At 63.0% G+C, this 13861-nt stretch carries 10 protein-coding genes and 1 pseudogene; 10 read left to right on the top strand and 1 reads right to left on the bottom strand.

The genetic code is table 11. From position 1 onward, the window contains the following. Nucleotides 1-119 precede the first annotated feature (119 nt). Nucleotides 120-2216, bottom strand: coding sequence for a 3-hydroxyacyl-CoA dehydrogenase NAD-binding domain-containing protein (locus AKN84_RS42735; protein WP_050426337.1), 2097 nt, complete (start codon nt 2214-2216; stop codon nt 120-122). Nucleotides 2217-2405: 189 nt separating this feature from the next. Here AKN84_RS42735 and AKN84_RS42730 point away from each other — a divergent pair, with 189 nt between their 5' ends. The 10 genes and pseudogenes from AKN84_RS42730 (at nt 2406) to AKN84_RS42685 (ending at nt 13719) form a co-directional block, all read left to right on the top strand. Further along, nucleotides 2406-3272, top strand: a complete 867-nt coding sequence (locus AKN84_RS42730) for an IclR family transcriptional regulator (protein ID WP_050426336.1) — start codon at nt 2406-2408, stop codon at nt 3270-3272. 69 nt (nt 3273-3341) lie between these two features. Further along, complete coding sequence (locus AKN84_RS42725; protein WP_050406254.1) at nt 3342-4139, top strand: ABC transporter ATP-binding protein; 798 nt, start codon at nt 3342-3344, stop codon at nt 4137-4139. Further along, entirely contained in the window at nt 4136-4849 is a 714-nt protein-coding gene (locus AKN84_RS42720; protein WP_050426335.1) for an ABC transporter ATP-binding protein, read from the top strand. The genes AKN84_RS42725 and AKN84_RS42720 overlap by 4 nt, the downstream gene beginning before the upstream one ends. A 13-nt stretch (nt 4850-4862) precedes the next feature. Beyond that, complete coding sequence (locus AKN84_RS42715; protein ID WP_050426334.1) at nt 4863-5741, top strand: branched-chain amino acid ABC transporter permease; 879 nt, start codon at nt 4863-4865, stop codon at nt 5739-5741. Between the two features lie 2 nt (nt 5742-5743). After that, nucleotides 5744-6766, top strand: a complete 1023-nt coding sequence (locus AKN84_RS42710) for a branched-chain amino acid ABC transporter permease (protein ID WP_050426333.1) — start codon at nt 5744-5746, stop codon at nt 6764-6766. 90 nt (nt 6767-6856) lie between these two features. Then, nucleotides 6857-8085, top strand: a pseudogene (locus tag AKN84_RS42705) (ABC transporter substrate-binding protein). 118 nt (nt 8086-8203) lie between these two features. Beyond that, nucleotides 8204-9430: an ABC transporter substrate-binding protein gene (locus AKN84_RS42700; protein ID WP_050426332.1), complete on the top strand. Its 1227-nt coding sequence runs from the start codon at nt 8204-8206 to the stop codon at nt 9428-9430. Nucleotides 9431-9671: 241 nt separating this feature from the next. Next, nucleotides 9672-10898: an ABC transporter substrate-binding protein gene (locus tag AKN84_RS42695; RefSeq protein WP_050426331.1), complete on the top strand. Its 1227-nt coding sequence runs from the start codon at nt 9672-9674 to the stop codon at nt 10896-10898. Nucleotides 10899-11057: 159 nt separating this feature from the next. Then, the gene (locus tag AKN84_RS42690) at nt 11058-12284 is read left to right on the top strand and encodes an ABC transporter substrate-binding protein (protein WP_050426330.1); all 1227 of its coding nucleotides are present in this window, start codon (nt 11058-11060) and stop codon (nt 12282-12284) included. Nucleotides 12285-12486: 202 nt separating this feature from the next. Beyond that, complete coding sequence (locus tag AKN84_RS42685; RefSeq protein ID WP_050426329.1) at nt 12487-13719, top strand: ABC transporter substrate-binding protein; 1233 nt, start codon at nt 12487-12489, stop codon at nt 13717-13719. Nucleotides 13720-13861 lie beyond the last annotated feature (142 nt).

The raw sequence follows: 13861 nt of genomic DNA, 5'->3' as shown, positions 1-13861 counted from the left end.
CCCGGTGGTGGGAGGGTGGGAGTTCACACGGGCAGTGCCGATGCGGCTCACCCCTCTCCCTAACCCTCTCCCACAAGGGGAGAGGGAACCGGTCACTGCCGTTGTATCGCCGAAGGTGATCACGCCGCCTTCGACGCCGCGGCGAGCGAGGCGAAGGTCTTGCCTTCGTCGGCGAGCTTCCTGAGCAGCGGCGCCGGCTCGAGCGAGGGATCGTTGGTCTCCTTGGCGTAGAAGGCCAGGCGGTCGGCGATGTGCTTGAGGCCGACGCTGTCGGCCCAGAACATCGGGCCGCCGCGATAGATCGGCCAGCCATAGCCATAGAGCCAGACCACGTCGATGTCGGACGGACGCGCCGCGATGCCCTCGGCGAGGATCTTCGCGCCTTCGTTGATCATCGGGTACATCATCCGCTCGAGGATCTCGTCGTCGGAGACGACGCGCTTCTTGCGGCCGAGGCGCGCCAGCGTCTCGTCAATCAGCTTCTCGACCTCCGGATCGGGCAGCGCCGAGCGCGAGCCCGGCTCGTACTTGTAGTAACCCTTGCCGGTCTTCTGGCCGAAACGGCCGGCTTCGCACAGCGCGTCGGCGATCTCCGACTTGATGCCGCGGTCCTTGCGCGAGCGCCAGCCGATATCGAGGCCGGCGAGATCGCCCATCGCGAACGGGCCCATCGGCATGCCGAACTTGGTGACCACCGCGTCGACCTGCTGCGGCAGCGCGCCTTCGAACAGCAGCTTCTCGGACTGCTTGCCGCGCTGCGCCAGCATGCGGTTGCCGACGAAGCCGTCGCAGACGCCGACCACGGCCGGCACCTTGGCGATCTTGCGGGCGATCGACACCGCAGTCACCAGCGCGTCGGGCGCGGTCTTGTCGGCGCGCACGATCTCGCACAGCTTCATGACGTTGGCCGGCGAGAAGAAGTGCATGCCGAGCACGTCCTGCGGACGCTTGGTCGACTGCGCGATCTCGTCGATGTTGAGATAGGAGGTGTTGGAGGCCAGCACCGCGCCCGGCTTGGCGTATTGATCGAGCTTGCCGAACACTTCCTTCTTGACCGCCATGGTCTCGAACACCGCCTCGATCACGAGATCGGCGTCGCCGACGTTCTCGATCCCGACGACGCCGTTGATCAGCGCCATGCGCTTGGCGGGCGCGTCCGCCGGGATGCCACCGCGCGCGGCGGTCGCCTCGTAGTTCTTCTGCATGATGCCCATGCCGCGCTTGAGCTGCTCCTCGCCGGTCTCGATCAGCGTGACCGGGATGCCGGCATTGGCGAACGACATCGCGATGCCGCCGCCCATGGTGCCGGCGCCGAGGATGGCGACGCGCGCCACGTTGCGGCCCTTGGTGCCGTCGGGGACACCGGAGATCTTGGCGGCCTCGCGCTCGGCGAAGAACGCATAGCGCTGCGCCTTGGACTGCTCGCCGTTCATCAGCTTGAGGAAGCCCTCGCGCTCCTTCTTCAGGCCTTCCTCGAACGGCAGGTCGATCGCGGCGCCGACGGCATCGGCTGCGGCGAACGGCGCCTCGAGGCCGCGCGACTTCTTGGTCAGCGCGGCGACCGCATTGGTGAAGATCGAACGGTCGGCCTTGGCCGCCGCGAGCTTCGAGTCGTCATCGCGCAGCTTGCGCAGCGGACGCTTCTCGGCGACCACCTTGCGCGCAAATGCCTCACCGCCCGACGCCGGACCTTCGACGATCTCCTCGATCAGGCCGGCCTTCAGCGCCGCATCGGCGCTGATCGGGTCGCCGCCGACGATCATCTTGACCGCGAGTTCGGGACCGACCGCGCGCGGCAAACGCTGGGTACCGCCGGCGCCCGGCAGCAGGCCGAGCTTCACCTCGGGCAGGCCGAGCTTGGCGTCCTTGGTGGCGACGCGGTAGTGGCAGGCCAGCGCAACCTCGAGGCCGCCGCCGAGCGCGGTGCCGTGGATCGCGGCAACGATCGGCTTCGGCGAGCTTTCCATCAGGCTCAGCACCTCGGCGAGGCCGGGCGGCTTCGGCGGCTTGCCGAATTCGGTGATGTCCGCGCCGGCGATGAAAGTGCGGCCGGCGCAGGTCAGCACGATGCCCTGGACCTGCGCATCATCGATCGCGGCCTTGATGCACTCGAAGATGCCGCCGCGCACCGCAGCGCTCAGCGCGTTCACGGGCGGACTGTTAACCGTGACGACGGCAATATTGTCATGACGTTCGAGCTTGACGACTTCACTCACCGGGACTCTCCCTGGATGCTTGGGATGCTTGTTCTTGAACTTGCGTTGAGTAGCTGCACGACTTGCGTCGAGCCGCTACGATTAGACCAATTTCGCACTGCGAAATTTAATTCCACATCTTGACACGGAGGGTTATTTTGAAGCACGAGCCTTGTCAACGAGCATGACAAGGGCAGGGCAAGGATAGGGATGAAGCGCGCCAGCAAGAAAGCAGCGACCGATCGCAATTTCGTCGTCGCGCTTTCCCGCGGACTGGACGTCCTGCGCGCATTTCAACCCAACGACGGGCTGCTCGGCAATCAGGAGATTGCCGCCCGCACCAAGTTACCGAAGCCAACCATTTCCCGGCTGACCTACACGCTGACCAAGCTGGGATACCTTACACCTGTACCGAAATTCGAGAAGTATCAGCTCGCGCCGTCGGCGATGGCGCTGGGCTACGCCGCGCTCGCCAATCTCGGCGTTCGGCATTTGTCCGAACCCTATCGAGAAGAAGTGATGCGCGCGACCGGCGGCGCCGTCGCCGTCGGTGGCCGCGACCGCCACAGCATGATCTATTTCGGCCAGAGCCGGAACGGCCTGGCGCTCGGTGTGCAGCTCGACGTCGGCTCGCGCGTGCCGATAGCGACCACCGCGATGGGACGTGCCTATATTTGGGCATTGCCACCCGAGGAGCGCGCGGCTCTACTACGCGAGCTGCGGGATCACTATGGCAGCCGCTGGGCCAAGATGCGCGACGGCATCGAACGTTCCGGCGAGACGGTGGCGAAGCACGGCTTCACCATGTCGACCGGCGACTGGCAGGACGACGTCGCCGCGGTTGGCGTTGCATTGAGATTGAACGACGGAACCGGTCCTTACGCCTTCAATTGCGGCGCGCCGGCATTCCGCTTCACGGAAGATAGATTGCTCAACGACATTGGACCTCGTCTTGTCGCGATGGTAAGGAACATCGAGCAGGCGCTCGGTGGAATGGCGCCGCAATCCAAAAAAGAAGAACGCAAAAAGACCAGAGTAGGAGGGAAAGTTGCACGTTTGGCCGAGGGGATCAGATAGCCTCCATCACGTCCAGCGAAACGCATCGCAGGGCCGCTCGCACCGCTCGAAGACGGCGGGCGAGACGAGATGACGCAGGCACAGCTCGCGCAGGGGAATGATCCCTTGCTCGCGGTTCGCGACGTCAGCGTCGTGTTCGGCGGCATCATCGCACTGAATGGCGTGTCGTTCGACATGCGCCATGGACAGATCCTCGGACTGATCGGGCCGAACGGCGCCGGCAAGACGACGCTGTTCAATTGCCTGTCGCGGCTCTACCAGCCGTCGTCCGGCGACATCCTGATGGAAGGCAAGAGCATCCTGTCGCGCCCGCCGCACCGGATCGCCGAGATCGGCATCGGCCGCACCTTCCAGAACGTCGCGCTGTTCCCCAATCTGTCCGTGATCGACAATGTCCGCGTCGGCGCCCATGCGCGCACCTCGAGCGACATCGTCAGCGACTCGCTGCGTCTCGCCTGGGTTCGCCGCGGCGAGAGCGACATGAACAAGAAGGTGCACGACATCCTCGGCTATCTCGATCTCGAGGACGTCGCCCACACCGTGGTCTCGGGACTTCCGTTCGGCACCCAGAAGCGCGTCGAGCTGGCGCGCGCTTTGGCCGCAGATCCGAAGATCCTGCTGCTCGACGAGCCGGCCGGCGGCCTCAATCACGAGGAAGTCTACGTGCTCGGCGATCTGATCCGCAAAATCCGCGATGACCGTAAAATTACGGTGCTGCTGGTCGAGCATCACATGGGTCTCGTGATGTCGATCGCCGACCACGTCGTCGCGCTCAATTTCGGCCGCAAGCTGGCCGAAGGCACGCCGGCCCAGGTCCAGGCCGACCCCGACGTCATCAAGGCCTATCTGGGGAGCAAGGACCAATGACCGCGATGCTCAACGTCAAGGACCTGCGCGCCTATTACGGCCAGGTCCAGGCTCTGCACGGCCTCAGCTTTTCCCTCAACGAGGGCTCGCTGACCACCCTGCTCGGCGCCAACGGCGCCGGCAAGACCACCACGCTGCGGGCGATCTGCAACATGGTGCGTTCGACCGGCGCGATCGAGTTCGAGGGCAAGCCGATCGGCACGCGCTCGACCGAAAACGTGGTCCGGCTCGGCATCGCCCATGTGCCGCAGGGCCGCGGCACCTTCACCAACATGACGGTGGAGGAGAACCTGCAGCTCGGCGCCATCAGCCGCTCCGACAAGGGCGCCATCGGCTCCGACATCGAGCGGATGTACGAGCATTTCCCGGTGCTGAAGCAGCGCTACACCCAGCAGGCCGGCACGCTGTCCGGCGGCGAGCAGCAGATGCTCGCGGTGGCGCGCGCGCTGATGCTGCGGCCGCGCCTGATGCTGCTCGACGAGCCGTCGTTCGGCCTCGCGCCGCTGATCGTGCGCGACCTGTTCCGCATCCTCGGCAAGATCAATCGCGAGGAAAAGGTGACCATCCTGGTGGTCGAGCAGAATGCGCAGCTCGCGCTCGAGCTCGCCGACCAGGCCTATGTGATCGAAACCGGACGGATCGTGATGTCGGGCAATGCCAAGGACATCGCGAACAACGAAGACGTCCGCAAATCCTATCTCGGCTACTGAGGGAGCTGGCACAATGGAGCTTTTTGCCAACCAGGTCCTGGCCGGCATCGCCACGGGCGCGATCTATGCCTGCATGGCGCTCGCGGTCGTGATGATCTACCAGGCCATCGACCATCTGAATTTCGCCCAGGGCGAAATGGCGATGTTCTCGACCTTCGTATCCTGGCAGCTGATGCAGTGGGGCGTGCCGTATTGGGGCGCCTTCGTGCTCACCGTCGCCTTCTCGTTCCTCGCCGGCATCGTCATCGAACGGCTGCTGTTCAAGCCGCTGGCCAAGGCGCCGATCCTGACCAACGTCGCCGGCTTCATCGCGCTCTATGCGATCATCAACTCGGTCGCCGGCCTGATCTGGGACTTCACCATCAAGCAATATCCGACGCCGTTCGGCTCCTCGCCGTTCCTCGGCAGCCAGCTGATCTCGACCCACCAGGCCGGCATGATCGGCATCACGCTCTTGATGCTGCTCCTGCTGTTCTTCTTCTTCCGCTTCACCCGGGTCGGTCTTGCGATGCGCGCGGCCGCCTCGCTGCCTGAATCGGCCCGGCTGGTCGGCATCAATACCTCGTGGATGATCGCACTCGGCTGGGGCATGGCGTCCGCAATCGGCTCGATCGCCGGCATGATGATCGCCCCGGTGGTGTTCCTCGAGCCCAACATGATGCTCGGCGTGCTGATCTACGGCTTTGCCGCAGCCGTGCTCGGCGGCCTCAGCTCGCCGTTCGGCGCTGTGATGGGCGGCTTCCTGGTCGGCATCTTCGAGAACCTGGTCGGCACCTACATCCCCGGCGTCGGCAATGAGCTGAAGCTTCCGATCGCGCTTGCGCTGATCATTGTCGTCCTGGTCGTGAAACCGGCAGGCCTGTTCGGCCGCGCCATCGTCAAGCGAGTTTGATCATGAGCGCCGCTGAAGAAGTCGAAGTCGTCACCGAAGGCCAGGCCGTCGAGGCCGTGCCCAAGCGCGCCATGACCCTGGGTTATGGCACCTCGCTCGTCGTGCTCGCCGCGCTGGTCCTGATCCCGCTGTTCGTGAAGAACTTCATCATCTTCCAGATGACGATGCTTCTGATCTACGGGCTTGCGGTGATGGCGCTCAACATCCTGACCGGCGGAAGCGGCCAGTTCTCGCTCGGCCAGAGCGCGTTCTACGCCGTCGGCGCCTACACCTCGGCGATCCTGATGGAGCATGCGGGCATGAACTATGCCCTCACGCTGCCGATCGCCGGCATCGTCTGCTTCGGCTTCGGCTTCCTGTTCGGCCAGCCGGCGCTGCGGCTGTCCGGCGTCTATCTGGCGCTCGCGACCTTCGCGCTCGCGACCGCGATGCCGCAGCTGCTCAAGCTCGGCTATTTCGAGCACTGGACCGGCGGCGTGCAGGGCCTCGTCGTCACCAAGCCGGATGCGCCGTTCGGCCTGCCGCTGTCGCAGGACATGTGGCTGTACTACTTCACCCTGGTGGTCACGATCGCGATCTACGTCGCCTCGGTGAACCTGCTGCGCTCGCGCTCCGGCCGGGCCTTCATGGCGATCCGCGACAACGAGATCGCGGCCTCCGCGATGGGCGTCGACGTCGCGCTGTACAAGACGCTGGCGTTCGGCGTCTCGGCCGGCATCACCGGCGTCGCCGGCGGTCTCGGCGCCATCGCGGTGCAGTTCGTGGCACCGGACGGCTACACCATCCAGCTCGCGATCTCGCTGTTCCTCGGCATGGTGGTCGGCGGCGTCGGCTGGCTGCCCGGCTCAATCGTCGGCTCCGCCTTCATCATCTTCGTGCCGAACATTGCCGAAGGCATCTCCAAGGGCCTTTCGGGTGCGGTGTTCGGCGTGCTGCTGTTCCTCGTCATCTTCCTCGTGCCGCACGGCGCCAGGCAGGTTGCGATCGTTGCCCAGCAACTGGCCGCAAAGCTCAAGAAGAACTAGGAGCATGATCCGGAAAAGTGCGAAGCGGTTTTCCGAGAGAGATCATGCTCAAACCAGTTAAGAGCCTATAGAATCAAACCAGGAGACATTATGCTTTCTACTGTTCGGATCGCCGCGATTTCCGCGGCGATCGCAGCTGTTGCCGCGACGTCAACTGCCGCATTCGCCCAAAAGAAATACGACACCGGCGCGAACGATACCGAGATCAAGGTCGGCAACATCATCCCCTATTCGGGCCCAGCCTCCGCCTACGGCGTGATCGGCAAGACCGAAGAAGCCTATTTCAAGATGATCAACGACCGCGGCGGCATCAACGGCCGCAAGGTCAATTTCGTCAGCTATGACGACGCCTATTCGCCGCCGAAGGCGGTCGAGCAGGTGCGCAAGCTGGTCGAGAGCGACGAGGTGCTGCTGGTCTTCAATCCGCTCGGCACGCCGTCCAACACCGCGATCCAGAAATACCTGAACTCCAAGAAGATTCCGCAGCTGTTCGTCGCCACCGGCGCGACCAAGTGGAACGATCCGAAGAACTTCCCGTGGACCATGGGCTGGCAGCCGAGCTACCAGAGCGAAGCCCAGATCTATGCCAAGTGGCTGATGAAGGAGAAGCCCGACGCCAAGGTCGCGATCCTCTATCAGAACGACGACTTCGGCAAAGACTACCTCAAGGGCACCAAGGACGGCTTTGGCGCCAAGGCAGCCACGAGCATCATCATGGAGGAGAGCTACGAGATCTCCGAACCGTCGATCGACAGCCACATCGTCAAGATCAAGGCCGCCAATCCGGACGTTCTGCTGATCTACACGACGCCGAAATTCGGCGCCCAGACCATCAAGAAGACCGCCGAGCTCGCTGGAAGCCGCTGCAGATCATCACCAACGTGTCGGCCTCGGTCGGCAGCGTGATGCAGCCGGCCGGCTTCGACAACGCCCAGGGCGTGCTGTCGGCCGCCTATGCCAAGGACGGTGCCGATCCGCAGTGGGCCAACGATCCCAACATGAAGAAGTGGGCCGAGTTTCTCGACAAGTACATGCCGGGCGCCGACAAGACCGACGGCGGCTACGTCTACGGCTATGGCGCCGCCCAGACGCTCGCCAAGGTGCTCGAAATGTGCGGCGACGATCTCACCCGCGCCAACGTCATGAAGCAGGCGGCGAGCCTGAAGGACTTCACGCCCGACACCCTGCTGCCCGGCGTCAAGATCAACACCTCGGCCACCGACTTCGCCCCGATCGCCCAGCTGCAAATGCAGCGCTTCAAGGGCCAGAAGTGGGAGCTGTTCGGTGACATTATTTCCGGCGATGTCCCCTCGGAGTGACGTTGCACTGCGGGAATAAAACAACAGCCTCCGCGATACCCGTCGCGGGGGCTTTTTATTGACGCCCCGCACCGATGGTATTGAATACTGCAGACGAAGAACCCGAGGTGGGGAAACCATGACTGCCGCACGTCCGTCCCTGACGGCGCTGTTGTCCGCATTCGCTCTGATCCTGACGAGCTGCAATGTCGCGCTGGCGCAGAAGAAATACGACACCGGGGCCAGCGACACCGAGATCAAGATCGGCAACACCGCGCCCTACAGCGGCCCCGCCTCCGCCTATGGCGTGATCGGCAGGACCGAGGCGGCCTACTTCAAGATGATCAACGAGGCCGGCGGCATCCGCGGCCGCAAGATCACGTTCATCAGCTATGACGACAGCTACTCGCCGGCCAAGACTGTGGAGCAAACCCGCAAGCTGGTCGAGGACGACGAGGTGCTGCTGGTGTTCGGCTCGATCGGCACCTCAACCAACGCTGCGATCCGAAAGTACATGAACGAGAAGCAGGTGCCGCAGCTGTTCGTCGGTTCCGGCGGCGCCAAGTGGAACGACCCCAAGGACTATCCGTGGACCATGGGCTGGCAGCCGTCCTACCAGGACGAGGCGCGGGTCTACGCAAAATACATCATGAAGCACAAGCCCGACGCCAAGGTTGCCGTGCTCTACCAGAATGACGACTTCGGCAAGGACTACCTCAAGGGCCTGAAGGACGCCTTCGGCGACAAGGCGTCGATGATCGTCGCCGAGGAGGCTTATGAAACCTCCGAACCCGCGATCGACAATCACATCGTCAAGCTGAAGGCCGCCGGCGCCGACACGTTCATCAGCGTCACGTCACCGAAATTCGCGGCGCAGGCGATCAAGAAGGCCGCCGAAATCGCCTGGACGCCGCTGCACATCGTAGCCAATGTCTCGGCCTCGGTCGGCGGCGTGATGCAGCCGGCCGGCTTCGAAAATTCGCAAGGCATCCTGTCGGCGTCCTACATCAAGGACGGCGCCGATCCGCAATGGAATCAGGATCCCGGCATGCAGAAATTCCTTGCCTTCCTCAAGAAGGATTATCCCGACGCCAACAAGCTCGACGGCGCCACCTCCTACGGTTACGCCGCCGCACAAACCATGGTGCACGTGCTGGAGATGTGCGGCGACGATCTCAGCCGCGCCAATATCATGAAGCAGGCGGCGAGCCTGAAGGATTATGTCCCCGACACGCTGCTGCCGGGCATCAGCATCAACACCTCGGCGACCGACTTCGCGCCGATCAAGCAATTGCGCTTGATGCGCTTCAAGGGCGAGAAGTGGGAGCTGTTCGGCGACATCATTTCGAGCAATCTGAGCAACTGATCTTCGCGGATTGTCGTCGACATCCGCGCGCTCAACTCAACGGCGTCTCCAGCACTCACCGCAATCTCCGCGGTTGGCGCGGGCAGATCAGCGAGCGCGACTAAAGACGCAGCCCCTTCGGCCATGCCGCGGGGGCTTTTCGTTGAGACGCTCCAGGTAAGATGATAGCTTTTGCTGACAACAATGAGCCTTCGAAACAGGGGGCCGCGACACATCATCTGCCATCAGGGAGAGAAACCGCATGTCTGCAACACGACATCTGGCGGCCATTGCCGTTGCGTTCGCGTTCGTCTCCGCATCCTGCAGCGCGGCGCTTGCCCAGAAGAAGTACGACACCGGCGCCAGCGACACCGAAATCAAGATCGGCAACATCATGCCCTATAGCGGAGCGGCCTCCGCCTATGGCGTGATCGGCAAGACCGAGGACGCCTATTTCCGCAAGATCAACGCCGAAGGCGGTATCAACGGCCGCAAGATCACCTTCATCAGCTACGACGACGCCTACACGCCGCCGAAGACCGTCGAGCAGGCGCGCAAGCTGGTCGAGAGCGACGAGGTGCTGATGATCTTCAATTCGCTCGGCACGCCGCCGAACTCGGCGATCCAGAAATACATGAACCAGAAGAAAGTGCCGCAACTGTTCGTCGCGACCGGCGCCACCAAGTGGAACGATCCGAAGGAGTTTCCCTGGACCATGGGCTGGCAGCCCAACTACCAGAGCGAGTCGATCATCTATGCGAAGTACATCCTGAAGAACAAGCCGAACGCGAAGATCGCGGTGCTCTACCAGAACGACGACTACGGCAAGGACTATCTGAAGGGATTCAAGGACGGGCTCGGCAGCAAGGCGGCATCGATGATCGTCGCCGAGGACAGCTACGAGGTGACGGAGCCGACCATCGATTCCCATATCGTCAGGCTCAAGGCCTCCGGCGCCGATGTGTTCTTCAACATCACCACACCGAAATTCGCGGCGCAGGCGATCAAGAAGAACGCCGAGATCGACTGGCATCCGCTGCACTTTCTCAACAACGTCTCGTCCTCGATCGGCAGCGTGATCAAGCCGGCGGGCTTCGAGGCCGCCCAGGGCATCATCTCGTCGCAATATTTGAAGGATCCGACCGATCCGCAGTGGAAGACCGACAAGGGAATGATCGCCTGGAACGAATTTCTGGATAAATACTACCCAGACGCAAACCGTGCCGACGCGTCCGTGATGTACGCCTACACGGTCGCGCAGGGCCTCGAGCATGTGCTGCGGGCGTGCGGCGACAATCTGACGCGCGAGAACATCATGAAGCAGGCCGCCAGCATCCGCGACCTCGAGCTTGGCGGGTTGCTGCCGGGCATCAAGGTCAACACCTCGGCGACCGATTTCGCGCCGCTTTCGCAACTGCAGCTGATGCGGTTCAAGGGCGAGACCTGGGACCGCTTTGGCGACATCTTGAGCGGCGACGTCGGCGGTTAACCCTTAATTGTCGACTAAAGACGCGGCCCCTGCGGCGTTGTCGCAGGGGCTTTTCATTGAGACGGGCCGCCCGAAATGGTAGTCATTGCAGCCAAATAACAGAGCCCTCGAAACAAGGGGCCGCGACACATTCGTCTGACAACAGGGAGAGAGACATCAATGTCCGCTACCACAAGACTTGCGGTCCTCGGGGCCGCGCTCGCGCTCGTCGCGACATCCGGCAGCGCTGCGCTGGCCCAGAAGAAATACGACACCGGCGCCACTGACACCGAGATCAAGATCGGCAACATCATGCCCTACAGCGGACCCGCCTCCGCCTACGGCATCATCGGCCGCACCGAGGCCGCCTATTTCAAGAAGATCAACGACGCCGGCGGCATCAACGGCCGCAAGATCAACTTCATCTCCTATGACGACGCCTACTCGCCGCCGAAGGCCGTGGAGCAGGCCCGCAAGCTGGTCGAAAGCGACGAGGTGCTGCTGATCTTCAACTCGCTCGGCACGCCGTCGAACTCGGCGATCCAGAAGTACATGAACTCCAAGAAGGTGCCGCAGCTGTTCGTCGCCACCGGCGCCACCAAGTGGAACGATCCGAAGGACTTTCCCTGGACCATGGGCTGGCAGCCCAACTACCAGAGCGAGACCCAGATCTACGCCAAGTACATCCTGAAGAACATGCCGAACGCCAAGATCGCGGTGCTTTACCAGAACGACGATTACGGCAAGGACTATCTGAAGGGCCTGAAGGACGGCCTCGGCCAGAAGGCCGCCAGCATGATCGTCGCCGAGGAGAGCTTCGAGACCTCCCAGCCGACCATCGACAGCAACATCGTCAAGCTGAAGGCGAGCAACGCCGACGTCTTCATCGACATCGCGACGCCGAAATTCGCGGCGCAGGCGATCAAGAAGGTCGCCGAGATCGGCTGGAAGCCGACCCACTTCCTCAACAACGTGTCGGCCTCGGTCGGCAGCGTGATCAAACCGGCCGGCTTCGAGAACGCTCAGGACATCATCTCCGCCGCCTATCTGAAGGATGCCTCCGACAAGCAATGGGACAACGATCCCGGCATGAAGGAGTTCTATGCCTTCATGGCCAAGGACTTCCCGGAGGGCGACAAGCTCGACGGCGGCACCGTGGTCGGCTTCGGCGTGGCGCAGACGCTGGTCCAGGTGCTGAAGCAGTGCGGCGACAACCTGACCCGCGAGAACATCATGAAGCAGGCGGCGAGCCTGCAGGATTTCCGCACCGAGGTGCTGTTGCCCGGCATCAAGATCAACACCGCCGCGAACGATTTCGCTCCGATCAGCCAGTTGCAGCTGATGAAGTTCAAGGGCGAGAAATGGGAACTGTTCGGCGAGGTCATCAGCGCCGACGTCGGCGGCTGATTGTCGCGCCGACGGTCGGCTGACAATGGCCCCCTGCGACATCGTCGCAGGGGGCTTTTTCATTGGCCTTTTCATTGGCCAAGGCGGCTGCTCGCCGGTCGGCCCCGCGAGATGCCTGCTTACGCTTTGCCTGGCAATGCGCTAGGAAACCCGGCGAGAAACCGTCGCCCTTGCGGCGGCAACAACAAGGAGTTTTCGGGAAATGCCGAAGCCGATCCGTCACCGTGTCGCAACCGCCCTGCTTGGCCTCGCCGTCGCCGCCGCGACCGGCAATGCCGCCTGGGCGCAGAAGAAATACGACACAGGAGCGAGCGACACCGAGATCAAGGTCGGCAATATCGTGCCCTATAGCGGCCCGGCGTCGGCCTATGGCGTGGTCGGCAAGGCGATGGCCGCGGTGTTCAAGAAGGTCAACGACGACGGCGGCATCAACGGCCGCAAGATCAATTTCATCTCCTACGACGATGCCTATTCGCCGCCGAAGGCGGTCGAGCAGGCGCGCAAGCTGGTCGAGAGCGATGAGGTGCTGTTCCTGTTCGGCACGCTCGGTACCGCCTCCAACACCGCGATCCAGAAATATCTCAACGCCAAGAAGGTGCCGCAGCTGTTCGTCGCGACCGGCGCCACCAAGTGGAACGATCCGAAGGCATTCCCGTGGACCATGGGCTGGCTGCCGAGCTACCAGAGCGAGTCGCGGATCTACGCGAAATATCTGCTCAAGGAGAAGCCCACGGCCAAGGTCGCGGTGCTCTACCAGAACGACGACATGGGCAAGGACTACCTCAAGGGCCTCGAAGACGGCTTCGCCGGCGATCCCGCGCGGATCGCCGCCAAGGAGAACTACGAGGTCGCCGAACCCACCATCGACTCCCATGTGGTGCGGCTGAAATCCTCCAATCCTGATGTCATCATCTTCTTCACCACGCCGAAATTCGGCGCCCAGGCGATCAAGAAGCTCGGCGAGATGAACTGGAAGCCGGTGACGATCGTCTCCAACGTCTCGGCCTCCACCGCAACCGTGATGCGTCCGGCCGGGCTCGACAATGCGCAGGGTGTGATCTCGGCAGCCTACGCCAAGGACGCCAGCGATCCGCAGTGGAAGGATGACGCCGGCATGAAGGCGTTCGACGAGCTGCTCGCCAAGTACATGCCCGACACCAACCGGGCCGATGCCTCGGCGATGACCGGCTACAACATGGCGACCACCATGGTCGAGGTGCTGCGCCGCTGCGGCGACGACCTCACCCGCGCCAATGTGATGAAGCAGGCGGCGAGCCTGAAGCAGTTTGCGCAGGGCGGCCTGTTGCCCGGCGTGACGCTCTCGACCGGTCCTGCCGACTTCCAGCCGATCGAGCAGCTGCAGCTGATGCAGTTCAAGGGTGAGCGCTGGCAATTGTTCGGCGACGTCATCAGCGGTGAGATCGGCGGCAACTAAGAGGCAGGACTCGTTTTTTGGCTCGATCCGCGCCCCGCACTCTCACTTCACCTCTCCCGCTTGCGGGGGAGGTCGGATCGCATCAAAGATGCGATCCGGGTGGGGGCTCTTTCCACGATGCGAGTCGCGGTAGCACCCCCAC

This window comes from Bradyrhizobium tropiciagri, from assembly GCF_001189845.1.
GTDB lineage: Bacteria > Pseudomonadota > Alphaproteobacteria > Rhizobiales > Xanthobacteraceae > Bradyrhizobium > Bradyrhizobium tropiciagri.
This window is presented reverse-complemented; position numbering and strand designations above follow the sequence as displayed.